This window comes from Pseudoglutamicibacter albus (assembly GCF_031458175.1).
GTDB lineage: Bacteria > Actinomycetota > Actinomycetes > Actinomycetales > Micrococcaceae > Pseudoglutamicibacter > Pseudoglutamicibacter albus.
The window spans coordinates 1,433,760-1,459,718 of sequence record NZ_JAVDXX010000001.1 but is presented as its reverse complement, the minus strand read 5'-3'; the positions used below and the strand labels follow the sequence as shown (position 1 = coordinate 1,459,718).

The window sequence follows — 25,959 nt, the reverse complement described above, 5'->3', positions numbered from 1 at the left end:
CATGATTACGTATCGTGATGAGCCAGGCGCGGTTCAAGCCGAGCAGCTTGAGGGGTTCTTCGTCGGCTGGCCCACCCCGCCGAGTGCTCAACAGCTCGTGGATGTCATGGATGGCTCGTTCCGACGCGTGTGGGCGCTCGATGGCGAGCGCGTGGTCGGTTACATCAACGCGATTAGCGACGGTGTTCTCACCGCGTTCATCCCGTGGCTTGAGGTGCTGCCGGAGTATCAGAATCAGGGGATCGGGCAGGAGCTGGTGCGCCGCATCGTAGCCAGCCTCGAGGGCATGTATTCGATCGATCTGGCCTGCGACGATCACCTGATTGGCTACTATGAGCGGCTTGGTTTCTTCAAAGGGACCGCGATGGTGATGCGCAACCGACGCGTGTTGCGCGGCTAGATCGGCGCCGGCGGGTAAGCACCAACAGTTGCTCGGCGTCAACAGTTGCTAGATCCTCAACATTAGCTAGTTTCTCAAAAATGCATGCGTGAGGGGTTTTTCGTGGCGTCACCGCAGAACATTCTGTTGTATTTACCGCCTGAGCAGGAGCGGCAGGTGCGCGAGATTTTCGATGCCCTCGAAGCCCGCGGTTTCCCGCGCCAAAACCAGACCCCACACATCACTATCTCTTTTTCACACGATATGGCGCCGGCAGCCGTGGAACGCGCCGCCGAGGTTTTACCAGCCGTGATCCCCGCGGAGTTTCAACGAGTCGGCACCGTGATATTCGGTACGCGCCGCAAACAGACGGTCGCATGGCTTTTGGAAACGGGGGAGCCGATGCGGCAAGCAGTCCGCGAGATCAGCGTGCTTAACCCGGAGGATCACCGCACGGACTGGATCCCACACCTCACGATGGGCCTGCGGCTGCCGCGCGAAACCGTGCCCGAATATGTTGCGGCACTGGATGAGGTGACCCCGCGGCATTTCAAAGAACTGCTAGCGCACCGGGCGGGCTTCTGGAAACCAGTAACCCGGGAATATCGGGCGCTCGCCGGGGCTCACTGAAACTTCCTCGCGTTCCCTCAGCTTGGGTGCAGAGGACCTTCAGACTCGTTTCAGAATCGAATTATAAGTTTCTTTCGGACCTTATCGGCGCGCTGCATTCTGCGAACCAGATTTCGCTCACCACTATGCATCCCACTGTGGGTAGCCTCGCGGTTAGTCTTGCGATCAGCGCCATGGACGCGCCAACCATTTTCACCTTGAAAGGGAAACTGTGTCGTTTCTAGGAAGAGCGTGGCGCTACTGTGCCCGAAAACCAGTCAAGACCGTGATTATCCTTGCTGTTCTCGCGGCGATGGGGACCGTGGTGATGTCCGCGGGCGCTGTGACCCGCTCCGCGGACCAGGTCGCACAAGAGATTGACGCGAAGACCGGTAGTGGCTTCGTGTTGGAGAATAACCCTCACTACAACATGGGTACCCCGCGTGGGGCGGGCAACGTGAAGCCTGCCGATATTGAAAAGCTTGCGAGCTTGGATGGTGTGGTCTCCCATGTCGCCCGCCAGAACGTCACTGCTGATCTTGTGGGTGCGAAGGTTCTCAAGCCTGACCACGCTGACTATGACCAGCAGCGCGAAGCCCAGTTCGGTAATGCCGTGAACGTGTGGGGCGTCAACGAATCTGAGATCGCTAACGCGTTCCGTAGTGGTTCGTTGAAGCTCGTCGAGGGCAGGCACTTGACGTCTGAAGACAAACACAAGTCCGTGATCCATGAAGATCTCGCGAAAGCGAACAACCTCAAACTTGGTAGCACGCTCACGTTGAAGGGCAACAAATACGACGTAGATAACCAGCAACAATCCACCAAAGAAGTGAAGACTGAGGTTGTCGGCATCGTATCCGGCAAGAACACCCGTCCAGTCGCGGTGCGTAGCGAACTGTACGCCAACACGGTTTTCACTGACTTGGATACAACGCGGACGCTGTATCAGTTCACACCTCAGACTGAGATTTATCAGGACGCGAACTTCTTTGTGGCCAAGGACGCCAACTTCGAGGACGTCGTCAAGGCCGCCGCAGCTCAGGGGATCGACTGGAACAACTACCAGCTTTCACGTTCCACCCAATACCTTGCTGGTATCACTGGGGCAGTGGACGGTGTCACGAGCATCATGAACAACACGACGGTGGGTGCGACGATCTTCGCCGCCGCCGTTGTAGCGCTCGTGTTGTTCCTATGGCTCAACGAACGCAAGAAAGAAACCGGGACCTTGCTCGCCATCGGCGTCAATAAAGCCAACATCACCGCCCAGTATTTCGCAGAGCTCATCCTGATCGCTATTCCAGCGTTCATCGTCGCCTATTTCGCGGCGAACAGTTTCGCTCAATGGATGGGGAACACGACGCTCGCGAGCGTCAATAAGTCCGCTGAACAAGAGATGGCTCAAGCTGGTCAGTTCGGTGCGGACATGGAATCCTCCGCCTCCGTTCAAACACTCGACAGCCTCGCGGTGGGACTCTCGACGGCTTCGGTGATCCAAGCGGTGATCATCTGTGTGGCTGTGGTCGCGGTGGTTGTCGCGGTTACCTCGCTACCGATGCTGCGTAAAAGCCCACGCGCGATCCTCGTGGACACCAAATGAGCAGTCCTTGGCCCCGAGCGATCCGCAGCGTGATCCGCAAACCGCGGCGCAGCATCCTCATGACACTCATCATGGCGGTCGTGTTCACCGCGCTCGTCGCCCAGTCCGGCGTTCGGTCCTCGATGGCGGACGTCAAGGACGCGATCAGCACCAACGTTGGCGCCGGCTTCACTGCAACCGCCGGCGCTGTACCCGGCACTAACCCTGATACTGGTAATGCCACTGATACTGGTAACGGTACTGGCCAGCCGCCTGCACAGCCGCCTTCCCAACCGCCTGCCCAGCAGGCCGGTATCGATGAGTCGGTGCTCAAACGTTTGGCTGGTTTGCCGCAGATCGCTAAGCACAGTGTGGAAGCGGTGACGATGCCGCAACTTGAGGGTGCTAAACCGGTCGCTGGTGGGCGTGGGGTCCAATTGGACCCTGAATTCGCTAGCGCAGTGACTGCGACTGGAGTCAGTGATTCGGAGTTGAACCCGGGGTTTCAGGGCAAGCTGTATCAGCTGGTTGAGGGAACGCACGTGGGTGAGGGCACATCGCAAGCGCTGATCCACCGGGAGTTCGCCCAGCTCAACAATCTCAAGCCGGGATCCACCCTCACCCTCGCTCAAGGCACAACGAAAGTCACCGTGAAGGTTGCGGGGATCTTTGACGGGAAAACAGAAAACCCAAGCGGGCTGCCGGCGGGTGCTTCAGAGAACCAGGTGTTCGTGGACCTCGCCTCAGCACGGAAGCTCGGAGCACCGCTGACCACCGGCCGGTATTTCACCCATAACGCCCAGGAACTCCCGGAAGCTCTCAAAGCGGCTCATCAGGCCGCGCCAGACCTTACATTGGAGGACAATTCTGCGCAGTTCGCCCCGGTTCTCCAGGCGATCGCCGGAGTGGACAAACTATTGGCGGTCCTGTTGCTGGGCTTGAGCATCGCGGGTGCGTGCGTGCTCACGCTCGTGAGTACGTTCTGGGCACGGGGCCGCATCCACGAGGTAGGCATCTTGCTGTCGCTCGGGAAATCGAAGGGCAATGTGCTCTCACAGTTCGGGATTGAGGCAAGCATTTTCGCCGCCGTCGCCGCAGTCATCTCAACCGTAGCTGGGACGGTTCTGTCCGGCTATCTCGGGCGGGCAATCATCGCTCAGGCGGGGGATGACGCGCTGGCCTCAATCCACCTCACAGCCAGTGCAAGCGGCACGGTTGCCGCGCTTGCGTGGGGTTTCGTCATCGTGCTGATCGGCGTTTCGGTAGGCGTTCTGCCTCTCATCACCCAACGCCCCAAACGCATTCTTTCAAAACGTAGTTAGGAAAAATCATGTCCATCATGCAACTAGACCACGTCGGTTACACGTACGGCAGCACCGCCCAGCGGGTGCTCAACAAGGTCACCTATGACTTCGATCTCGGCACGTTCTATGCGATCGTCGGCTCTTCCGGCGCGGGTAAGACAACGATGCTGAGCCTGCTCGCAGGTCTCGATGCGCCCACTGACGGTGTTGTGCGTTTCAACGGCACAGACATCGCCACCACAGGCTACACACGTCACCGGCGCGACCAGATCGCGTTGGTGTTCCAGAACTACAACTTGATTGACTACCTCACCCCTATTGAGAACCTGCGGTTGGTGAACTCGAAAGCCACGGTCGAGGACCTGACCCGCCTTGGGGTCGATGCGGCCGCAGCTCAGCGGAACGTGTTGGCTTTGTCCGGTGGGCAGCAACAGCGTGTCGCGATCGGACGAGCGCTGGTTTCCTCTGCACCTGTGATCCTCGCTGATGAGCCGACAGGTAACCTGGATGAAGAAACCGCGGAAGGTGTGATCGAGATTCTGCGTGATGCCGCGCATCAGCAAAATAAATGCGTGATCGTGGTGACTCACTCCAAACAGCTTGCGAAGGCTGCGGATGTCACGTTGCGTCTTGAACGCCGCAACCTCGTGGAGCACCGCAACTAACTCTGGAGGCCGGTGCCGGGTCGCCGGTGGCCCGGCACCGCAGCGACCACCGAGTGGCCCGCTACCGCATCGTTCGCCGCCGCACCGAATAGAGAACCGCACCAAACTTGAGTCCATCGAGTACAGAGGAGAGGCACTTATGAGCGATACCGTCAAAATCCCTGTCAGCGAGATCCCTGAGGGAGAGGCGTTCCTGGTTCCGGGGGATGAGAACGTAACCGGCGAGGACATCGCGGTGTTCCATGCCGAAGATGGCTCGTTTTATGCCCTCAATGATGAGTGCACGCACGAGGTAGCGAGCCTCGCCGACGGCTGGGTCGAGGGCACGGAGGTCGAGTGCCCGGCGCATGCGGCCAGGTTCTGCCTCAAGAACGGTAAGGCGTTGTGTCTGCCGGCCACTGTGGATGCCCGGACGCACAAGGTCGAGGTTGAGGGCGACACCGTGGTCCTGTACCCGGGTGTGCCTGCTATTGACGCTGACTGATGCCAGTGAATTCTGTTGCGATCATCGGCGGTGGTGTCGCCGGTTTCACGGTGGCGCGCCAGCTGCGCTCCCGTGGCTTTGATGGTGAGATCACGATGGTGGAGCCAGGTGGCCTGCCGTATGACCGGCCGCCGCTGTCGAAGGGCTACCTGCTAGGCACACAGACGCTGGAACAGATCCAGTTCGAGCCACGAGAGTGGTTCGACGAGAACCGCGTGAAGCTCATCGAAGCTGAAGCCGTGGCGGTAGAGGACTCCGCTGAAGCGCTAGGGCTCTCCGCCGAAGCGGCTGAAGACTCTGCCGGGGCGGTTGCACACTCAGCCGCCTCACCTGGCAACTCGCAGATCACCGTCCGGCTGAACAATGGCGAAACTCTCACCGCTGACCGTGTGGTTCTGGGTACCGGCGGTAGCGCCCGCAAGCTCCCGGTCCCTGGCGGTGAGTTGGAAGAGGTCCTTCAGCTGCGTACCCGCACGGACGCTGACCTCTTGCGTGAAAGCATCACCCCAGGCACACGTGTGGTCATTGTGGGTGCGGGGTTGATTGGTGCGGAAATAGCATCGACACTGCTGGAACTCGGCGCTGATGTGACGCTCGTGGAACCGGCGAACCCTCCGCTGCTGTCCGCTGTTGGGGCGGTGTTGGCCGAGCATCTGCACGCGATGCATGCCGGGAAGGGGATCGACGTCATCCATGACGCTCCGGCTCGTATCGAGCTGGATGGCCCCGAACGCGTTGTGACCCTCATAGATGGCACGCAGGTGAGGGCGGATCAGGTTCTGGTGGGTATCGGGATCACCCCGAACACCGCGCTCGCCGAACGCCTCGGCTTGGAAGTCACCGACGGCGTGCTCGTCGATGAGTGCCAACGCACCTCGAACCCCGCGATCTTCGCGGTGGGGGATGCCGCGCGCATCCGCACCCCTGAGGGTGAACTGTTGCCGCGCGCGGAGCATTGGGAGAACGCGATGAACAGCGGATCGAGAGCCGCCGCCGCGATCCTGGGGCAAGAGCCTAGCCCGGCCGAATCCGTGCACGCAGCCGCGTGGTTCTGGTCGGACCGCCACGGGGTTCACGTCGAAGGCGTGGGTTCGCTGGTCGCCGGGCGTGAGAGCGAAACCCAGTTTGTTCACCGTTTCAACGAGGACGGGTCTCCGCAGGCGACGTTCCTCCTCAACTCGGACGGGACCATGGCTGGTTGCGCAGCGGTCGATGGCGGGGTCACGGTGCGTGCGGCTCGCCGGATCATTGATCAAGGGCTTGTTGTACCGCCCGATGCGCTGGCCGATCCGTCTGTTCCGCTCCGGAAACTTGCCCGCCCACCTCTGAAAACGTAGGGGACGCCCCACACCTGACTCAAACGATCCTCAAGTAAACGAATTCTGAAGTTTTGCGTCGTTGTCGCTAATTCGGTACAAGATCCGGGTTGTTGGCGACAGATCTGCGATAGGTTGAAGGGTCCTTCGCCGTAGCGTTGTAAACAAGACGGAGGCACACAGCTTTCCGTGCAGGTTCTATAGAGGCGAAAGGTTTAGCCATGAACAAGTCAACTGCAAGCAAGATGGTTCTGGGCCTGGCGCTCGCTTCGTCCATTGGTTTGGCAGGCTGCTCGGTGGGTGTGAGCGATGAGGGTCAGGACCAGAGCGCGAACCAGGCTTCTGCGCAGCAGAGCCCTCAAGGTGAGAACACGAACTCGGAGGAGCAAGCCCACACCACCTCTGGTGACTCCACCTCGAACAACACGAACGCATCAGACAACGGCGCCGAACAGGGCAACGACTCCGGCGAGGGTAACCCGGATGGGCAGCAAGACAATCGAGAACCGATCCTCTCAGTCACCACAGGCGTGACCGTGGAAGGGGATAAGGACGCCAAACTGACCATCGACATGCTCGAGGCTAAGCGCGAAGGTAAGTTCGTCAAGGTCGTCTACGGCTACACGCTCCACACAACGGCGCAAGACGATGGTGGGTTCAATCTGTGGAAGGTCGCGGGGAATCAGCATAATGTGTTCGAGTATGCGATCGACCAAACGAATCTCAACAAGCATGAGCGGTTGAACTCCGGCGCGGTAACCAACCAGGGTGTGCACCTGACTCCGGGCAAGCGCGTATATTCGACGTCCGTGTTCGCGGCTCCGCCTGAGGACGTGCACACCATGGACTTCAACATGTGGAACAACACGGAGATGGCTCAGGGGGTTGAGATCGATTGAGGCGCGTAACAGGAATAGCGGCTTCGCTGGTGACACTCGCCCTGGTGGCGGGAGCACAGCCGGCGCTCGCCGATGACAATAAGCACGAAAAGCTCAGCGATAAAGAAATAGCGAAATCGATCAAGCCCATCGATCCCAAGATCGAGAAGATGGATATGGGCATCAAGAAGCTTGAAACTGAGCGGAAGGAAGACGGCAAGGACATTGTGAGCTTGTCTTCTGACATCCTCTTCAAGATCGACGCCCACAAGCTTTCGGATAACGCGAAGAACCGCATCGGTGAGCTTGTCAAGGACGTGCCGAAGAATGCGAAGATCGCGGTGGGCGGCCACACGGATAACGTGCCGTCTAAGGTCGGGAACAAGAAGCTCTCTGAGCTACGCGCCAAGTCTGTTGCCGATGCGATCAAGGCCGCACGCAAGGACCTCAAGGTTGAGGCGAAAGGCTTCGCGGACACCAAACCGGTCGCAAGTAACGGCACCAAGTCGAAGCCGAACTTCGAGGGCCGTGAGAAGAACCGGCGGGTCGAGATCCGCTATTAGCGGCTAGGCTGGGTTCATCGCGTGGTGTGTACCGCGTGGTGGGCCCGCTTGGCTGTTGTGAAGGGTAGGAACTTTATGGGCGGCGTGTCGCCTCGTCCACAGATCTTGTTAGTTGATGATGATGCCACCATCAGGGAACACTTGGCTCCCGTTTTGAGCCGGAACGGCTTGGACGTGGATGTCGCTGTGGACGGGGCTGACGCGCTCCGTAAGATTGAGCACCGCCGCCCGAGCCTGGTCATCCTCGATGTTCTGATGCCGCGGGTTGATGGCCGTGAAGTTTTGCGGCGCATCAGGGCCGATGACGAATGGTTGCCAGTGATTCTGTTGACCGAGGTCGGCGAATCCTTCGAACGCGCAGCTGCCCTTGATGACGGCGCCGACGACTACCTGACCAAGCCGTTCGACCCGGTCGAGCTGATGGCTCGGATCCGTGCCGTGCTACGCCGCAGCGGGCAAGGCGGCGCCCCACTCAGTGCAGCTGAATCTCTGGTTGCCGGCCCGTTGAAGCTGGATCGACCGGCACGCCGCATCTTCGTTGATGGCCGCGAGAAGTCCCTGACCCCGCGCGCGTTCGCGTTGCTCGAGTTTTTGATGAGCCACCCGGATGAGGTGTTCTCGCGTCAACGCCTACTCGAAACTGTGTGGGGTTTCGAAGCGATCGTGACCACGCGGGCCGTGGACCATCGCGTGGCTGAGATCCGCAAGGTTCTCGGTGATGTAGCTCCGGGGCAGTCGATGATCGAAACGGTCTCCGGTGAAGGGTACCGTTTTGTGGCTGAGGTGGAGCGCGCATGAACCAGCCAGCGTACCCACCTGCGCCTGAGTCCCCGTCTGCGCCCAAAGCTGTACAGCGTCAACGTTCCAGACCGTCCTCACCGGACTCTCAGCCCGCGCAGCGTCGCCGCGGGAAACTGAACTGGACGCTGGTTGTAGTGTTCGCGCCGGTGCTGGTGGGCCTGGTGGCGAGCCTGATCTGGGCGTCGGTGGACAGCAAGAAAGTCTTAACGGTCGCAACCACGTTGGCGTGGGTTCCGTTGATTCTGGGCGTCACCGTGACCGTTGTTTTCCTGATCGGCTGGCTTGCCGTGGCCTGGTTGCGCCGCAGCGAGGTGCGCGCGGTTCGCCGCGAACGCGAGGAGCAGACGCAGCGTAGGCAACGGCTCATGGCGCGGCTGGATCACGAACTAAAGAACCCTATTCAAGGGATCCGTGCGGCTCTCGCGGACGAGCCCTCGCAACGGCAGCTGGACAACATTGGTGCGCAGGCTCAGCGGCTCTCTAGCTTGTTGAGTGATCTGCGTAAGATCAGCGAGGTCGAGCACGCCGAGCTTGAGCTGAGCAGCGTGGACTTGACGGAGCTGGTGGAAGAAGCTGTCCAGACCGTGTTGGAGATCCCGGGTGCTCGCGAACGCCACATCGAGGTCGCACTCCCGCGCGCCCCGAGGCCGTTGCCGCGTATTCAAGGGGACTCAGACTTGCTGTTCCTCGCCATTTCTAATGTGCTCAGTAACGCCGTGAAGTATTCGGACCCTGGCGCCCGCATCGAAATGCACGGCCGTGAAGCGGACGGTTCGGTGTATATCGACTGCGCGGATACGGGCCGCGGTATCGCTGCGGACGAGCTGGAGACCGTGTGGGAGGAACTTGGCCGCTCACGTGAGGTGCGCGGAACCGAGGGGAGCGGCTTAGGCCTGCCAATGGTCCGGGCGATCATCGAACGCCACGGAGGATCCACATCGTTGGAGTCTTGGCACGGCCAGGGCTCTAAAGTCACGTTGCGACTACCTGTCGCTTAGCACGCCGGCGCTGAACCGTTACACCGCTGTGCCGTTACGCTGCTGCGCCGCGTCGTAGCATGGACACCGATGAGTCAGGAACCTTCTGTGAGCCGCCCGCGCCTGTTGCCGCGCCGCATGATTGCGGTGTTGGCGTTGTGCGGCGGGCTCGCGCCGTTTGCGATCGATGCGTACGTTCCCGGTCTGGATCAGATTGCACGCGAGTTCGGTGCGAGCGCGTCAGTGACGCAGCTGTCGCTCACGGGCTTTCTGATCACGATGGGTCTAGGCCAGCTTGTGATTGGGCCGTTGTCTGATCAGCGTGGCCGGCGCACGTTGCTCCTGCTCGGCCTGGTGGGCTCAGGGATTGCTTCTCTGGTTTCGGCACTGGCTCCAAGCATCGTGGTGCTGATTATCGCGCGATGCTTCCAAGGCGTATGCGGTGCTGCTGGGGTGGTGCTTTCGAAAGCGATCATCGCTGATGTGGGGCGCGGTAAGGGGATCGCGAAGGCGTTGTCCACGATCATGGCGATTCAGTCGATCGCACCGGTGATCGCGCCCGCGGTGGGTGGGGTGTTAATCCCGTGGTTGTCCTGGCGTGCAGTGTTCGTGATGTTGGCGTGTGTTTTCGCGCTCGCTGCGCTAGGCGTGTGGTGGGCTGTCCCGGAAACGCTACGTAGCGAGGACCGGCATACCGGAGGGATCGCGAAGGCGTTTGCGAACATGGGGGAGCTTCTGACCCGTGGCTCCTATGTGTTCCCGACCCTCATGTTCGTTGCGGGTTTTGCCGTGATGTTCGCCTATATTTCCGCTAGTTCGTTCATCATGATCCGCATGAACGGGTTTAGCGAGCGTGAATATGCGCTCATGTTCACGTTCAACTCGCTCACGCTGGTGTTGGCGAGTGCCGTGAATCCGCGGATTATTGACCGGATTCCGGCGCGCCGCTGGGTCACTATCGTGGGGTGCACACAGGCGGCTGGTGTCGCGTGGATCGTCATTTCGGTAACGCTGCTCGAGGCGGCGGCGTGGCCGCTCATGGCGGGTTTCGCGGTAGTGGTGTGTTGCAACGGTTTCTTGCTACCGAATCTGGTGGCGCTCTCGCTTGAAGCCTCAGCGGGTCGCACGGGTGCGGGGTCTGCGATGTTGGGTGCGGCTCAGTTCGGTCTGGCGGCGGTGGTCGCGCCGTTGACCGGCATCGGTGATGGCGCTACGGCACTGCCGATGGCGCTCACGATGGTCACGGCCTCGTGCGTGTTGCTTGTTGCGTTGATGGGGGTGCGGCGGACCCACCCCGATGCGTGAGGGGCCTTGCCGAGAAGTCGGGAACCTAGCTTGGGCGGCAGTTTAGTTAGGTCGCAACGCAGTTGCCCATGATTCGTCGGGTGGGGACGCCGGCTGTTTTCATGTCGGAGGCTGAACCGACGGATTCGGGGATGTTGGCTAGGCAGATCGCGATCAGCAATGCGATGCTGACGTCGTTGCCGGCTCCCATTCCTACACCGAGTACGGTTTGTTCCGGAATGCCGTCGAGGATGGCACCCATGACGAGCACCATTCCTGCGTTGCCGGTGCCTTGTTTACGCCGATGAGTCGCGGCGGCCAGGGGGGGTGACGAGCCCTAGGACCGCGCCGATCGTGAGCGAGGATGCGGCGATGATTCCCCAGATGGTGGCGGTCAGCATATGTGTAGTTTCGCATGTTCACAGCGGGGCGGCGTCGCATTTCTCATTGGTGCTGGCGTTTTTGGTGTTGATACGGAACTGTAGAAGAAGATGTGTCGCTGTCGGTGCGGCAACGTGTCTCGTGTACAGCGAGGATTGTTGGAGGTTTGTGTGCTTGGTTTAGCGTTGGGTGGCGGTGGTGCCCGAGGTTTGTGCCATGTGGGGGTGTGGCATGAGCTGGAGCAGCTCGAAGTGCGCCCGGAGGTGATCGCCGGGACGAGCATGGGCGGGATCATCGGCGCGTTGATCGCCGCTGGTCATGATGCGGCGAAGATCCGCGAGATCAGTGAGAGCGTGGACTGGTGGAAGGTGTTGAACTGGGGTCTCAGCGGCCGCGTGCTCTCAACTAAGCGTCTGCGGTCTTTCTTAGGCCAGTATTTGCCCGAAACCTTCGAGGAGCTCGAGACTCCACTGGTTGTTGTGGCCACGGATGTCGCTAGCGGAACCACCCGTTATCTGCATTCGGGGAACCTGCTTGCTGCAGTGCACGCTTCGGCCGCGTTCCCTGGGGTCTTGGAGCCGGTCCGGGTCGGTAGTGACCTGTTGATGGATGGCGGGATGCTGAACCAGCTTCCGGTGGATGCGGCGCATTTCTTCGGCGCCAAGAACGTGGTCGCGGTGAATGCGACCGCACTGGAAGCGGTCGATATGACTAAGGAATCTCAGCCTGTACCGACCGGCAGGTTCATCAATGGCACATTCAAGGAGGCGGTGCGCGGCATCGAGATCATGCAGGCGCAACTGATCAAAGTTCGGTTGTCTCTGTTCCCTCCGGATGTGCTGATTGACCCGCAAATGGACGATGTGGGCTTCACCTCGTTCAACAAGTTCCAGCGTGCCGCTGAAGCGGGGGAGAAAGCAACACGGGAACTAGCCGAACAACTGAAAGCGCTCGTCTCTAAGCCCGCGCCATAGTCCCACAGGTTGACACATGCATTAGCCTGCCACGTTGTAGTGTGTGGCAGGCTAATGCATCGGCTACTTCATCGGCTTGGCAGGGTCTGGGTCATCCGGTTCTTGCTCGGCCAGCGTCTCGGCAGCCGCTGCAGTGTGCGGTGCCATGTTGGAGGTGTCGGCTCCAGGCATCGGCACAATCGGGATTGCGCCGGTGATGCGCTCTACCTCTTCGTCAATGTGGTCCTGGTCCAGGTAGACGTCCTGGTGTTCACCCAGCATGACCTCGCGGGTTTCTTCTTCCGTGAGGGCTTCGAAGCGTGGCCGGCGGACCAGGAAGAACCCGACACCCAGAACAAGCCACACGATCAGCGCAATGAGCGATGGCGTGCTGAGCGCGCCAGGGGAGAACGGCAAGAACAGCAACAAGAGGAACAGCACAGAAATCGCGGCACCCAGTAGCGCGACCGGGCCGGAAAGCGTAATCAAAAACGGTACGCGCTCCCCAGCAGCACGCATGAGGGAACGGTCGCGGTGCATGACCTTGAACGCGCACAAGCACGTATAGAAGTACGCGATGGTGACACCCACCGAGCTCATGTCCACCACCCAGCTGAGCGCGGCACGCCCGAACCACGGGGTGATCAGGCACAGTGCAACCACCACGATGAGCGCAACGTGCGGCGTGTGGAAGCGCGGGCTGATTTTCGCGGTAGCTTCCGGCAACATGCGTGCCCGTCCGAGGGCAAGCACTACACGGGATGCGGACATCGTGAAGCCGTTGAGGCCGGTGAAGATGCCCATCGAGACGCCGATGACCAGCAGGACCACGCCGAACTGGCCGAGGACGCCGGCGATCACATCGGCAGGTGCCCACGTGTCGTCACCGATATTTTCGATGCCCGGGCCGGCAGAGAGCGATACCGCCATGATCATGAGGACGTAGATCGCAACTGCTGCGAAGATCGCGAACAGAATGAGGCCCAAGGCCTTACGTGGCGAGAAGTTGAACTCACCTGCAACCTGCGGGACGTTATCGAAACCGATGAACGCCCATGGGGCGATCGCAACGAGCGTGATGATCGCGGCCATAGGTGGAACATCCGTTGGGAAAGCCGGGCCGAAACTGAGTTCGTTGCGGCCAGCCATAGCGACTACACCGATCACGATGAGCACAACAGCAATCAGCATCACGACAACCGCGACGAACTGAACACGGCCACCGAAAGCCGCACCACGAATGTTGAGCCAGCCAAACAGGATGAGGCACGCGGACGCGAAGATGACCTCAGGCAGATACACGTTGAACCCTGCGATAGTCCACAAGTGGACTTGCTCCATGATCCCGGGCGCTAGACGCCTGGCGACAAGCGCCATCGCAGAGGCGTTCAGCGCAACGATACAGAGGTAACCGAGGGTGAGGAACCAGCCGACAATGAACGCGTGACGCCGTCCGAAAGCAACCAGGGCATAAGCGACCTCGCCACCTGTGACAGGCAGGGCCTTGATAACGATGCCGTAGCTCAACGCAATGAGCGCGATAAGGCTACCGCCGATAGCCATACCGAGTGCCGCGCCGACCACACCACCTTGATGGAGCCAATCGACGGGGAGCACGAACGCGCCCCAACCAACTGCGGAACCAACAGCTACCGCGAAAACCCAAGCAGGTTTCTGCGTCTTTTTAAGTTCGCCTTCTTGCGGGGCATTTGCACTCGCCGCGGTGGCAGCGCCACCGTGAGTTTCGGTACTCATCTCAAATCCTCAGACATGCGTTGAAAGCATGCGTTGACATCATTCTCTTATGAAAATGTGATTCACCCTACAGGAGTTGGGCAGGGTTTGCGAGTTACCGGACAACGCGGCTAGGCGAAAATCTGGTCGAGTTCCGCTTTAGCCTCCTCGGTGAGGGCGGCTTTCGCATCGAGCGCTCCGAGGTTTTCGTTGAGCTGAGCAAGCGAGGTTGCGCCGGTGATGACTGTGGAGACGTTCGGGTTCTTCAAAAGCCATGCCAGCGAGAGCTGAGCGGGAGTCACATCGAGCTGCGCGGCCATCTCAACGAGTTTGCGCACTCGATCCTTCTGCGTCTCATCTGCGATAGCGGATTCGAGGATCTTCCCATACCGGCCAGCGGCGCGGGAGCCTTCCGGGATGTCGTTTAGGTATTTACCAGTCAGGATGCCGCCAGCCAACGGTGACCACGTGGTCAGGCCCAGGCCAATGTCCTTATATAGGCGCGCGTATTCTTTCTCGACCTTGGTACGTTCCAAGAGGTTGTACTGGGGCTGCTCCATGTAGGGCTTATGCAGATGGTGGCGTTCGGCGATCTCGTAGGCCGCGCGAATCTCATCGGCTGACCATTCCGATGTGCCCCAATACAGTGCCTTGCCGCTAGCGACGATGTCGCTCATTGCCCACACGGTTTCCTCAATCTTGGTTTCCGGGTCGGGCCGGTGGCAATAGATGAGGTCCACGAAGTCCAGCCCTAGGCGTTCGAGTGAGCCGTCGATGCCCTGCATGAGGTACTTGCGGTTCAGGGTGTTGGTCAGATTGACCTTGCCATCTGAGATTCCCCAGAACAGTTTGGTGGAGATGATGTACTCGGAGCGCCTCCAGCCAAGTTCTTCGATGGCCTGCCCCATGATCTCTTCGGACTTTCCGCCCGCATACACTTCAGCGTTATCGAAGAAGTTGACGCCGGCATCGGCGGCTGCCTGCATGCATTCCTTAGCAAGCCCGGTGTCGATGGTGTCTCCGAAAGTGACCCATGAGCCGAAGGAAAGCTCGGAAACTTTGAGGCCTGCACGTCCAAGACGGTTGTATTCCATACTGTTCTCGCTCATGTTTTAAGCCTACTCTTAGCAGAGAAAATATATGCCCCCACAGACTCCGCTATAGAACTACTGTATGGCCGTATATGTACGTAAATGCATAGTAAACATACGCCCCTACGGGATGATGTCTCATTTACATTCGATCTGTGGGGCAATGGTGGCTAATTATGCGGATATGCGAATAACTCAGTGTTGTGACGAATTATTTTTGACCCCATAGACGCGGTACAATAGAAGTAGGCCTGGTGTTACTTCACAGTTCGAGTTCAGGCGCCGCTACGCAATCTTGTAGAGAAATGAACGAAGCGCGCCTGAAGAACCTGACTACCAAGCGAAACTCTGTGTGAGATCTGTGTGGTTCGTGGTGCTCGAAACCGCGAAGATTCATGACTGACAGAGGATCTATGTGTGACACTGGTCTGCGCACCAATGACTGAGGCGAGGAGGTAAGGGTATGCGTGAAAGTCATCCGTTGTTGCCCCTAGGACCTTGCTCGCATTCGGGCCAGGAAGAACTCCGTGTGCAAGCGACTGGTACTAAATTACAGCGCGAGGGGAAGGCGGCTGGCCGCATCAAGCGGTTCACCGTTGGGTCTGCAGCTTTCGCTTTGGCTGCCGGCATGGCTTTTGCTCCGGCTTTCGGCTCCGAATCGGCACATGCTGCTCCTGGAATGGGTGCAGATAGGGCAGGTGTCGCTCCTGCATATCAGTCTGCAGCTAAGCCAGCGGTCAAGCCGGCGCTGACCCCCATCCCGCTTGACGGGTTGGATGAAAACTCTGCCTACATTGCTCAGTTGTTTAATAACGCAGACTGGTCTGAGCAGGTGGCTTCCATGCCAACCGAGTGGGTTCAGTTGCGCAGGTTTGATAAGCGTGTGCAAGGAACCTTCAGGGGCGTTGTGACTCAACCGGCTTCAGGGGATGTCTCTGAACAGGACGCGGCACCTGCTGCCGGCGTCACGGTGGTTGGCGCCTATGTCAATGACTGGGTTGCCAAGGGCATGGACCGCTTCATGCTACGCAACCCTGGTGTTGGGCGCGAGGCCGCGCTAGCTGAGCAGGTGCGTCTGCTCAAGCAGTATGAAGAGATCACGGGCAAATCTGGCCTCGCTGAAACCAAGATGACCTGGACTGACGACCAGGGGCAATACGTTTTGGCATTCAACGGCACGTTTAATAAGAAGCCGTCCGAAGACAAACTTATCGGTGAGATCGCAGAGAGCGCCAATGACGGTTGCTTCACGAGCGCGTTGGGTAACTCCATCTGCAAGGTCAAAGAGCGCCGCAAGCACGTCAACTTCAAGTACTCGATGGTTTTTGTTGGGCAGGCAGAGAACACCAACTTGACGTGGTCTAGCCCAGCACTCTTGCCGCAGTACGATCTCCCTAACCCAGGGTTGACCAACGTTGCGTGGGGCGCATATGGCTCCTACACGGTAGATTTCACACTCCCTGCTCCTGAACAGCCAGCGGAAGAGCCTGCCCCGATCGCTGAACCATCTGGCGTACCTGAACCAGGTGAGGCAGCACCGGGAGAGAACGAGCCAGGCGAAGAACTCGCTCCAAGCGAGCCTGAGACGGCCGAGGAAGCACCAGGCGAGGCAGAAACAACCGAGGAAACGCCAGACGAGGTTGCGCCTACCCCCGAGCCGACCGAGCCTGCAACGTCTGAGTCCGCTGAGCCAGCGCCATCCGAGGACGAGCCAAGCGAAGAAACGGCTCCATCCGAGCCAGCTCCAAGCGAAGCAGACCCAACTGAGGAAGCTCCATCTGAGCCTGCACCGGGCGAGGAAGCTCCAGCTGAACCAGAACCATTCCCAGCACCAACTGACCCGTTCCCGGAAGAATCGGACGCAAACGAGCCAGTGGATGAGACGGAAATGCGGCCGATCGATCCGCCGCCGCCTTTCTCGCCAGGTGGTTTCCAGCGGCCGCCACGGCTCTCGCCAGATCTGCTGGACGTACCTGAATGGTTCAGGCCAGGACTGTTTGATCCTCCGCATTCCTCCGGCCCGTGGGGTGCCCGCCCTTCAGTGCCGCAAGGCCACCGCCCTTCGGCGCCTCTGGGCAACCGTCCAAACGTGCAGCAGGGCCACCGCCCGTCTGCGCCTCTGGGTAACCGCCCGTCCGCACCCCTGGGCCGTGTTCCGTCTGCACCACAGATTCAGATTCCGCTAGCACCAGGGTTCCCGGCCGAACCGGCTCCTATGCCATTGCCTGAAACTGCGCCAGGCCGGCCACTGGATCCTCTGCCAGCTGTCCCATTGGCGCCACCAGTCGCGCCGGCACCATCGGCCGCCCCGGGTCCGGCAGATGTTTCTCCTGGAGAACCGGAGGCTCCACAGCCATCGGAAGCTCCTGCACCGTCTCAGGAAGATCAAACGCCGGAGGACTCTACGGAGAACGGCGGCGGTGCAGGGGATGCACAGCCAAGTGGTGAGGCTCCTCTTCCAGGTGAACGGCCTGGCGAACGGGGCACTGACCAGGGTGCAGGGGAAGGCACCATCGTTCCAGGATCGCCCAACGATCCAGCAGGCTCCGATGTGCCAAGCATTTTCGAACCGTTCTTCCCTGGAAGCCAAGGCGGGGATGGAAGCAACCCTGAGTCTCGTGACGGCTCCGCTGGTGATGGCGAACGCCCAGCGCCTGTTCTGGACGAACACGGCAATCCCATCGAGCCTCCGGCTGCAAGTGACTTCGGCTGGGTTGAACACCATGGCCAGCAAAACCGCCCACAAGGGCCGCTGGGTAAGGTGACCCCGCGCACCAAGGAGCAGGCCGAAGCATGGGATGCGGAAGAAGCCGTGGGTATCCCGTGGGTTCACCGTGGAACCCAGACTGCAGGTGTTGTAGTAGCTGTGGTCGGTTTGGGGATGCTCGGCGGCGTAGGCCTCATGGTGATGCGCCGCGGGCTCTAATAGGGCCCGGCGAGTAGCCGTGTTAGCTAGGGTGGCATCATGGCTGAGTCTGAAGCACCCGATGCGAAGTTAACCGATACCAACCTGCCTGACGCTAACCTCCCGGTCCAGGTTGTGGGGGAGGGGCCCGTCCCGGTCGTGTTCCTGCACGGTCTGATGGGGCGGGGCCGTAACTTCATCTCGATTGCGAGAGCTCTATCTGAGGTTGCGACGTCCTATCTAGTTGATCTGCCGAACCACGGCGCTGCCGAATGGACTGACGATTTTTCCTACGACCAGATGGCTGATTCGGTGGTCGCAACCCTCAAAACCCGCGACGTTGACTCTGCCGTGGTTGTGGGGCACTCGATGGGCGGCAAGGTCGCCATGAAGGTCGCGCTGCGTCACGGTAGCTGCGCGGCAGACGGCGGCGAATCGGGCGGCAGGGCCTCCGCCGCAGATGGCACGCCTTTTGTGCGCGCGCTCGCGGTCATCGATATATCGCCGCGCCCTGCGGACTATGAAGCCAACAAAGCACCCTTCAAACATTTGCTGGATAGCGTGCTTGATCTAGACCTTCCGCGTATCGAGAAACGCGCTGATGCCGATGCGGCATTGGCATCAGAGGTCGAGGAGCCTGGGGTGCGGGCTTTCCTGTTGCAGAACCTTCAGCGTGATGGCAATGGATGGTCCTGGCAGCCCAACGTAGCGAGCCTGCGCAGCTGGCTGAGTAAGGTCGGTGACTTCCCACTCACATCTGAGGACCACCCGTATGAGGGTCCCGTTGTGTGGGTTGGTGGCTCGGAGTCCGGATACATCACGGATGAGGATACTGCGCTGATGCGGGAACTGTTCCCGGGCATGCGCAAGGTCATGGTCAAAGGAGCCGGACACTGGGTGCATGCGGACCGCCCCGACGTGGTTATACAGATCCTGTCGCGACTCATACAGGAAGCCGCTGAGTAGAAGCGATTCCTGCCGATGAGAAGGCACAGCGGCGTAGAAAAATCCATGTGGTCTTACCACAATTCGCGCGTTCAATCATCATCTGGGCGTAACCATGGAGAATCTGAAAATTTACCTTGATATTCATTTTGAAAACAGGTTGTATAGTATTGAACACGTGATCTAGCTAACAACGATCATGAATCCTCACGGCAACCGGCGCCGCCGAGTTGTATGCACCATTTGAGAATGACAGGAGTGGACATGCGTCTGAAGCGTATCTCCATGGCAGTTGCGGCAACCGCAGCTGCATCTCTGGCACTGACCGCTTGCTCCCCGGGCGGTAGCCAGGATAAAAAGAAGGACGACAAGGGCGGCGATAGCCAGACCGTTGGCGATGCTAAGCAGTTCGAAGGCTCGGGCCGTTTTGAACTCAGCGACGTAGAGACCCAGAACAAGGAAATCAAGATCACTGTGGGCTCCGTCGAATACGGCGGCTACAACGGTCTGACTCCAGATACCTACTCCACGTACACCTCCGCTGTTGCCGGCACCTACATGCCAGGTTTCTGGTACTACGGTACGGACGGCAAGATCTACCAGAACAAGGACATGGGCTCCTACAAGCTCATCTCCGAGGACCCGATGAAGGTCGAATACACCATCCACGAGGATGCTGTATGGTCCGACGGCACGCCGATCACCGTAGCTGACGCGATCTCCGCATGGGGCACCCAGACCACCTTGTCCTCCCCAGACGCCGAGAAGGATGACGACGGTAACGCCGCACCTCTGTTCAACAACGTCTCTAACGACCTCGTAGACATGGTTCCAGACGGCCCACAGGGTGACCCTAAGGGCAAGAAGTTCACTGTGACCTTCAAGGAACCAAACCCAGACTGGGAGCTGCAGACCTGGTTGTCCTTCCCAGCGCACGTCATCGCTAAGAACGGTGACTTGTCCACGGAAGAGTACATCAAGGCTCTCCAGGACCAGGACGGCAAGAAGCTCGAGAAGGCTGCAGAGTTCTGGAACAAGGGCTGGAACCGCGGCGCAGGCAAGCTCCCGAAGGAAGAGGACAACGTCTCCGGCGGCCCATACATCCTCGATTCCTGGCAGCAGGGCGAGTCCGTGACCGTCAAGGCCAACCCTAAGTACTGGGGCGAGAAGCCAGGTGTTGAGAAGCTCACCTTCCGCTTCATCGATGACTCCGCCATGGTTCAGGGCCTGAAGAACAAGGACGTTCAGGTCATCGCACCTCAGACCACCCCGGACATCGCTGACCAGCTCAAGGGCCTCGAAGGCTCCAACGAGGCCAAGCTGTACTCGGGTAACCAGCTGACCTGGGAGCACCTGGACTTCAACTTCCGCAAGGGCAATGTGATGGAGGACCTCGATATCCGCAAGGCCTTCGCCATGTGTGTTCCACGTCAGGAAATCGTTGACAAGCTCGTCAAGCCCATCAACCCAGATGCGACCGTGCTCAACGCACGCGAGATCTTCAGCGATGACGAAAACTACGAAGGCGTTATCTCCGAGTCCTACAACGGCGAATACGATGACGTCGACGTCGAGGGCGCCAAGAAGCTCCTGAAGGATAAGGGCAAGGAAGGCGCAACCGTTCGCATCGGCTACGCTGCACCGAACCCACGCCGTAGCCAGCAGGTCCAGCTGATCAAGAACTCCTGCGAGAAGGCCGGCTTCAAGATTGAAGACGTCTCCGCCAAGGACTTCTTCGATCCGGGCGGCACCCTAGATACAGGTAAGTACGAGGTAGCACTCTTCGCGTGGGCAGGCTCTGGCCAGAAGACCTCCGGCTGGAACATCTACCACTCGAAGGGCGCACAGAACTACGGTAAGTTCAAGAACGCCGATGTTGACGCCGCATTCGACAAGATGAAGAAGGCGACGGCTGACGATGCACACCTTGAAGCAGTCAAGGAAGCAGAGAAGGCTCTGTGGGATAACCTCTACGGCATCCCGATCTTCCAGCACCCAGGCATGCGTGCAGCTGATCCAAAGATCGCTAACATCGCGCACACTGTGACCCAGTCCGGTATTACCTGGAACGCTGACCAGTGGCAGTACGTTAAGTAAGTCACTGGCTTCTATAACTACATCGCAACGCGTTGTGCCCGACCTATAACTCAAGATGAACGCTGAGCGCACGCTCGGCACTTGAATGGCGTAACGTGTAGCCAAAGGTAAGCGGGCCCGGAGTCGAAAGACTCCGGGCCCGCTTACCGAAAAAATGCTTACCGTCCACTTCGCACGAAACCGAAAGGTCTTCGACCGTGCTGACATTTATCCTCCGGCGTCTGGGTATCTCAGTCCTGATCCTGTTACTAGCCACCTTCGTGGTCTATGCACTGATCCAATTCTCAGGTGACCCGCTAGCAGGGATGCGCGAACTCGCATCCGACCCTAAGGTTCGCGTGGCTATGGAAGCCCGCATCAGGAACCTTCAACTCGACACCCCATGGGGTCTGCGATACCTCGACTGGCTCAAAGGCGCTTCGGCCTGCCTCATCGGTCAGTGCGACCTCGGTATTGATGTCAACGGAAACGATGTTGGAGCCCGCCTCGCGGCAGCAGCAGACTCGACCCTGCGCCTCGTGACGCTCTCTGTGATCCTCGCGATCGTGATCGGCATCGGCATCGGTGTTCTGACCGCTGTGCGTCAGTACTCCGACCTCGACTACATCGTCACCTTCCTCGCTTTCGTGTTCTTCTCCCTGCCAGTGTTCTGGGCGGCCGTGCTGCTCAAGGAATACGCGGCTATCAACTACAACAACTGGATAGCCGACCCAAGCTTCTCAACCATGCAAGTGGTCCTTACAGCACTCATAGCCGGTTTCGTGATCCAGCTCTTCATGGGAGGCGCCTGGAAACGCCGCCTGTTCAGCTTCCTCGCAACCGCGGTGATCGTCGGTGTTGCGATGGTCACCTTCACTGCACAAGACTTCTGGCGCTACCCGTCCTTGCCACCGTGGGTCATCGCGCTCATCGTGATCGGGGTTGCTGTCTTCGCGACCTCCTCGGCCGTCGGTATCAAGAACAAGGAAGGCCACCGCCACGTCCTGTTGCCAGCACTCATCTGTGCAGTGCTTGTCATGGTCGTCTTCTACGCCGGCTACAACATCTTCCTCGAGCCAACCGCGCTGATCCTGTTCATCGGTTTCTTGCTCGCGATCGCCGTCCCGTGGCTGCTCGGCTTCTTCCTCGGTGGGCGCCTGCGCGTCCAAGCCATCAGCGCATCGCTGGCAACCGTCGGCGTAGGTGTGGCACTCACCATGATCTGGCACATCTTCAACGCGTGGCCAGAATTCCTGGAAGCCAAGCCACGTCCGATCTCCACGATCGGCTCCCAGACGCCAAACTTCGAAGGCGGCTTCTGGCTACAAACCCTCGACCGTGGTTCGCAGATTCTGCTACCAACCATCCTGTTGACCGTCGTTTCCGTCGCCTCCTACTCGCGCTACACCCGCGCAACCATGATGGAAATCAACTCGCAGGACTACATCCGCACCGCACGCGCTAAAGGCTTACCGGAGCGCACCGTGATCCTGCGCCACGCATTCCGAAACGCACTCATCCCAATCGTGACCATTGTGGTGATGGACTTCGCCGCCCTGATTGGCGGCGCGATCATCACCGAGCAAGTGTTCGGTTGGAAGGGCATGGGTGAGCTCTTCCAGACCGGCCTCAACAACGTTGACCCCAACCCCGTCATGGCTTTCGTAGTTGTCACAGGCGGTATCGCCGTGCTCTTCAACCTCCTGGCTGACGTGATCTACGCCCTCATCGACCCGAGGATCCGAGTATGACGCCCCCGCGTAACGCACACCGCCCAGCGGATGCCCACGCACACGTCACTACCGGACCCGCACGGAAAGGGGATAGGACATGACTCAGAACACCCCAGAAAACAAGAGCAATAAAACCATCGAGGCCTCGACCGATGAGCGCGTCTCGATCTCCGCGATCGAAGATGCCCGCCTGGCGAGCAAAGAAACCAAGTCCCTATCCCAAGGGCAGCTGGTTCTGCGGCGCTTCCTGCGCCACAAGCCAGCGATGATCTCCGCGGTCGTTCTCGCGTTCATCATCATTGTCTCCATCACCTCGATCGGAATCTCCGCATTCGGGATCACGATCCCTGGCTGGTGGCGCTTCGACTACATCGAACAAGGCGACATCGTCGACGGTGGGGCACCATCGGCAACCCACTGGTTCGGACAAGACGCTCTCGGCGTTGACTACTTCGCGCTCGTGATGCGCGGAACCCAGGTTTCGCTCATCATCGCGGTCCTCGTTGGCGTTGTCTCGACCGCACTGGGAACCCTGCTCGGCGCGATTTCCGGCTACTTCCGCGGATTCATCGACGGCCTCATCATGCGTATCGCGGACATCTTCTTCGTTGTCCCGCTGCTGCTCATCGCGGCGATCGTCGGCCGCATCGCAGGGTCGGCAGTGAACTCGCCCTGGTTCCTCGGCCTCCTGCTCGGCTGTGTTTCGTGGGCAGGCCTCTCACGTCTGGTGCGTTCCCAGGTGCTCTCGCTACGTGAACGCGAATTCATCGACGCGGCGCGCGCGATGGGCGCATCGACCAACCGCATCGTGATGAAGCACCTCATCCCCAACACCGTCGGCACGATCCTCGTGAACGCGACCCTGGCCATCGCCGCGGCCGTGCTGCTCGAGACCTCGCTGTCCTACCTCGGCTACGGTGTACGTCCACCACAGTCCTCGCTGGGTCTGCTGATTTCCACCTACCAAAACTCGTTCACGACCCGCCCATGGCTGTTCTGGTGGCCGGGCCTGATGATCCTCACGATCGCCTTGACCATCAACTTCATCGGTGACGGCCTGCGCGACGCGTTCGACCCACGCCAGGGTGCAGGCCGCCGCAAGCGTTCCCTGTGGTCCTTCATTTTCCCTGGCAGCGCAAACCGCCGTGGCGCATGGGAGACCGAGACCGCAACCGCAGGTACCACCAAGTCTGAGAAGGACACGGTCGAAGAGGTCTCTGAAGTGCCGATTGCGCACGAGTCTGACCAAGGGACGCCTACACTGGACGACGTCAAACCAGACACCCCAGAAGGAGACAAGAAGTGAGCAAGCACGCGGACCCAAACAAGCCCGTGGACAGCACTGCCGTCTCCGGAGCATCAGTGAACGCTGACGCGACGTCCGCAACTGACTGCGCAGCCACGTCCGACAGCACGGCGCCTGCAATTGCGTCTACTGCTGCCCGAAAGAGCCGTGACGGTGAAGTTGTGTTGTCATTCGACAACCTCAAGGTCGACTTCATCACCAGCGAATCGCACGTCAAGGCAGTCAAAGGCGTCACCCTCGATGTACGCCGCGGCGAAGTCCTGGCCCTCGTAGGCGAGTCCGGTTCCGGTAAATCCGTAACGAGCCTTTCGGCTATGGGCTTGCTCGCTGACACAGCAGAGATCCGGGGTGAAGCGCACGTTGCGGGAACCCAGGTGATCGGGTTGCCAGCCGAGAAGATGCGCCGTATGCGCGCAACCAAAGTAGCGATGGTCTTCCAGGAGCCGATGACCGCTCTCAACCCGGTGCTCACGGTCGAAAAACAGCTGACCGAGGCGATGGAAGTTCACAACGTCGCATACGGTCAAGCAGCCACTGAGAAAGCTATCGAGCTCCTCGACCGCGTAGGTATCCCGGATGCCGCTAAGCGCATCAAACAGTACCCACACCAGTTCTCGGGTGGTCAGCGTCAGCGCATCGTGATCGCGATGGCTTTGGCGTGTGATCCTGAGGTCATCATCGCGGACGAACCGACCACCGCACTCGACGTGACTGTTCAGGCTGAGGTCCTGGATCTTCTGCGTGAGCTCAAAGACACCCTCGATGTTGCGATTCTGCTGATCACGCACAACATGGGTGTTGTTGCGGACCTCGCAGACCGTGTTGCGGTGATGTTCATGGGCGAGCTTGTGGAACAGGGCGAGGCACGTGAGATTCTCACGAACCCGAGCCACCCGTACACTCAGCGTCTGCTGGCAGCGGTTCCGCGCCTCGAAGACGTCAACATTGACAGCTCCCACTTGGGGGATGAAATCACGGAACTCACCGCACGTATCGAACAAGAACGTGCCAACGATGAGGTTGTGGTTTCTGTCCACGACGTCGCTGTTGAATATAAAGTTCGCCGCGGTAAGTTCCGCGCCGTTGAAGGCGCTAACTTCAACGTCGCAAAGGGCCGCACCACGGCCCTGGTGGGGGAGTCCGGTTCCGGTAAATCCACGCTCGCTAAGGCTGTGCTCGGCCTGCTGCCGATCGCGGAAGGTGAGCTACACATCGGTGGCAAGGACCTCACCAAACTACGCGGACGTGAAGCTAAGGAGATGCGCCGGAAGATGGGCGTGATCTTCCAGGACCCTGCCGCCTCGCTGGACCCACGGTTCCCAATTGGTGACTGCATCACCGAGCCGATGGTTGTGCACAAGGTAGGGGACAAGAAATCACGCATCGAGCGAGCCAAAACGCTGCTGGATGCCGTGAAGCTCCCAGCCGACGTCATCAACCGCTACCCGCACGAGCTCTCAGGCGGGCAGAAGCAGCGTGTCGGTATCGCCCGTGCGCTCGCTTTGGATCCAACCCTGCTGATCGCTGATGAGCCGACATCCGCACTCGACGTTTCGGTTCAGGCTGTGGTTCTGGAGATGCTGACCGAGTTGCAGAATGAATTCGGCTTCGCGTGCCTGTTTGTATCCCATGACCTCGCGGTTGTGGATCACCTCGCGGACGACGTCGTGGTGATGCGCTCGGGCAAGGTCGTCGAGCAAGGCCCGGCTGACCTCGTGCTGCACTACCCTCGTGAGGAATACACGCGTGAACTACTCGCGGCGGCGCCGGTCCCAGACCCAGAGCTGCAGGCGGCGCGCCGCCGTGCACGCCTTAAGCTCGGCTAAACGAGTACCCCTGACGCTCAAGAGATCCAGGCACGCAACAGCCAGCGTGCCATAGTTGACGCGCCATAGTTAATAGGTACGGCCCCAGGGTTCATGGTGCTTTCGAGTATTCGAAACGCGTCAGAACCCTGGGGCCGCACCTACTTGTTGATTAACACGCGTATTCAAGA

At 59.7% G+C, this 25,959-nt stretch carries 22 protein-coding genes; 19 read left to right on the top strand and 3 right to left on the bottom strand.

Annotation, left to right across the window (positions count from 1 at the left end; genetic code table 11):
* Position 1: 1 nt before the first annotated feature.
* The 12 genes from J2S67_RS06315 to J2S67_RS06260 all read left to right on the top strand — a co-directional run bounded on the left by J2S67_RS06315 (position 2) and on the right by J2S67_RS06260 (position 10,860).
* The gene (locus J2S67_RS06315) at positions 2-400 is read left to right on the top strand and encodes a GNAT family N-acetyltransferase (RefSeq protein WP_070492356.1); all 399 of its coding nucleotides are present in this window, start codon (positions 2-4) and stop codon (positions 398-400) included.
* 102 nt (positions 401-502) lie between these two features.
* Positions 503-1,009, top strand: a complete 507-nt coding sequence (locus J2S67_RS06310; protein WP_035755487.1) for a 2'-5' RNA ligase family protein — start codon at positions 503-505, stop codon at positions 1,007-1,009.
* Positions 1,010-1,220: 211 nt separating this feature from the next.
* On the top strand, positions 1,221-2,588 hold the full coding sequence (locus J2S67_RS06305; RefSeq protein ID WP_070507729.1) for an ABC transporter permease: 1,368 nt from the start codon (positions 1,221-1,223) through the stop codon (positions 2,586-2,588).
* Positions 2,585-3,889 (top strand): ABC transporter permease, encoded by a 1,305-nt coding sequence (locus tag J2S67_RS06300; RefSeq protein WP_256174136.1) that lies wholly within the window; start codon positions 2,585-2,587, stop codon positions 3,887-3,889. Before J2S67_RS06305 ends, J2S67_RS06300 begins: the two co-directional genes overlap by 4 nt.
* A gap of 8 nt (positions 3,890-3,897) precedes the next feature.
* Positions 3,898-4,536 carry an ATP-binding cassette domain-containing protein gene (locus tag J2S67_RS06295; RefSeq protein WP_070507727.1) on the top strand — a complete coding sequence of 213 codons (639 nt, stop codon included), beginning with the start codon at positions 3,898-3,900 and terminating at the stop codon, positions 4,534-4,536.
* Between the two features lie 139 nt (positions 4,537-4,675).
* The gene (locus J2S67_RS06290) at positions 4,676-5,020 is read left to right on the top strand and encodes a bifunctional 3-phenylpropionate/cinnamic acid dioxygenase ferredoxin subunit (protein WP_070492347.1); all 345 of its coding nucleotides are present in this window, start codon (positions 4,676-4,678) and stop codon (positions 5,018-5,020) included.
* The gene (locus J2S67_RS06285) at positions 5,020-6,357 is read left to right on the top strand and encodes an NAD(P)/FAD-dependent oxidoreductase (protein ID WP_310247331.1); all 1,338 of its coding nucleotides are present in this window, start codon (positions 5,020-5,022) and stop codon (positions 6,355-6,357) included. The genes J2S67_RS06290 and J2S67_RS06285 overlap by 1 nt, the downstream gene beginning before the upstream one ends.
* Before the next feature lie 200 nt (positions 6,358-6,557).
* Positions 6,558-7,235: a hypothetical protein gene (locus J2S67_RS06280; protein WP_310247330.1), complete on the top strand. Its 678-nt coding sequence runs from the start codon at positions 6,558-6,560 to the stop codon at positions 7,233-7,235.
* A gap of 44 nt (positions 7,236-7,279) precedes the next feature.
* A complete protein-coding gene (locus J2S67_RS06275) occupies positions 7,280-7,777 on the top strand; it encodes an OmpA family protein (RefSeq protein WP_310247327.1) in 498 nt (165 codons plus the stop codon).
* A gap of 75 nt (positions 7,778-7,852) precedes the next feature.
* Positions 7,853-8,575: a response regulator transcription factor gene (locus J2S67_RS06270; RefSeq protein WP_070492340.1), complete on the top strand. Its 723-nt coding sequence runs from the start codon at positions 7,853-7,855 to the stop codon at positions 8,573-8,575.
* Entirely contained in the window at positions 8,572-9,576 is a 1,005-nt protein-coding gene (locus J2S67_RS06265; protein ID WP_083285517.1) for a sensor histidine kinase, read from the top strand. Before J2S67_RS06270 ends, J2S67_RS06265 begins: the two co-directional genes overlap by 4 nt.
* A gap of 69 nt (positions 9,577-9,645) precedes the next feature.
* Positions 9,646-10,860 (top strand): multidrug effflux MFS transporter, encoded by a 1,215-nt coding sequence (locus J2S67_RS06260; protein ID WP_083289558.1) that lies wholly within the window; start codon positions 9,646-9,648, stop codon positions 10,858-10,860.
* Between the two features lie 46 nt (positions 10,861-10,906).
* On the opposite strand, the gene J2S67_RS06255 is transcribed toward J2S67_RS06260, so the two are convergent.
* Positions 10,907-11,101, bottom strand: a complete 195-nt coding sequence (locus tag J2S67_RS06255) for a ZIP family metal transporter (RefSeq protein WP_141739867.1) — start codon at positions 11,099-11,101, stop codon at positions 10,907-10,909.
* A gap of 289 nt (positions 11,102-11,390) precedes the next feature.
* On the opposite strand from J2S67_RS06255, the gene J2S67_RS06250 reads away from it, so the two are divergent.
* Positions 11,391-12,194, top strand: a complete 804-nt coding sequence (locus J2S67_RS06250) for a patatin-like phospholipase family protein (RefSeq protein WP_035755469.1) — start codon at positions 11,391-11,393, stop codon at positions 12,192-12,194.
* Between the two features lie 63 nt (positions 12,195-12,257).
* Here the strand turns inward: J2S67_RS06250 and J2S67_RS06245 are convergent, their stop codons facing one another.
* Together J2S67_RS06245 and J2S67_RS06240 are read right to left on the bottom strand one after the other, a co-directional pair.
* Positions 12,258-13,928, bottom strand: a complete 1,671-nt coding sequence (locus J2S67_RS06245) for an APC family permease (RefSeq protein ID WP_310247313.1) — start codon at positions 13,926-13,928, stop codon at positions 12,258-12,260.
* Between the two features lie 110 nt (positions 13,929-14,038).
* The gene (locus J2S67_RS06240) at positions 14,039-15,016 is read right to left on the bottom strand and encodes a potassium channel beta subunit family protein (protein ID WP_310247310.1); all 978 of its coding nucleotides are present in this window, start codon (positions 15,014-15,016) and stop codon (positions 14,039-14,041) included.
* 511 nt (positions 15,017-15,527) lie between these two features.
* On the opposite strand from J2S67_RS06240, the gene J2S67_RS06235 reads away from it, so the two are divergent.
* The 6 genes from J2S67_RS06235 (at position 15,528) to J2S67_RS06210 (ending at position 25,789) form a co-directional block, all read left to right on the top strand.
* Complete coding sequence (locus tag J2S67_RS06235) at positions 15,528-17,924, top strand: hypothetical protein (protein ID WP_310247307.1); 2,397 nt, start codon at positions 15,528-15,530, stop codon at positions 17,922-17,924.
* A 39-nt stretch (positions 17,925-17,963) separates the two neighbouring features.
* On the top strand, positions 17,964-18,869 hold the full coding sequence (locus J2S67_RS06230; RefSeq protein ID WP_070492334.1) for an alpha/beta fold hydrolase: 906 nt from the start codon (positions 17,964-17,966) through the stop codon (positions 18,867-18,869).
* 228 nt (positions 18,870-19,097) lie between these two features.
* A complete protein-coding gene (locus J2S67_RS06225) occupies positions 19,098-20,945 on the top strand; it encodes an ABC transporter family substrate-binding protein (RefSeq protein ID WP_310247303.1) in 1,848 nt (615 codons plus the stop codon).
* A 197-nt stretch (positions 20,946-21,142) separates the two neighbouring features.
* Positions 21,143-22,675 carry an ABC transporter permease gene (locus tag J2S67_RS06220; protein ID WP_070491494.1) on the top strand — a complete coding sequence of 511 codons (1,533 nt, stop codon included), beginning with the start codon at positions 21,143-21,145 and terminating at the stop codon, positions 22,673-22,675.
* Positions 22,676-22,754: 79 nt separating this feature from the next.
* Positions 22,755-23,963 (top strand): ABC transporter permease, encoded by a 1,209-nt coding sequence (locus J2S67_RS06215; protein ID WP_310247298.1) that lies wholly within the window; start codon positions 22,755-22,757, stop codon positions 23,961-23,963.
* Positions 23,960-25,789 (top strand): ABC transporter ATP-binding protein, encoded by a 1,830-nt coding sequence (locus J2S67_RS06210; protein WP_407682067.1) that lies wholly within the window; start codon positions 23,960-23,962, stop codon positions 25,787-25,789. Before J2S67_RS06215 ends, J2S67_RS06210 begins: the two co-directional genes overlap by 4 nt.
* Positions 25,790-25,959: the final 170 nt, after the last annotated feature.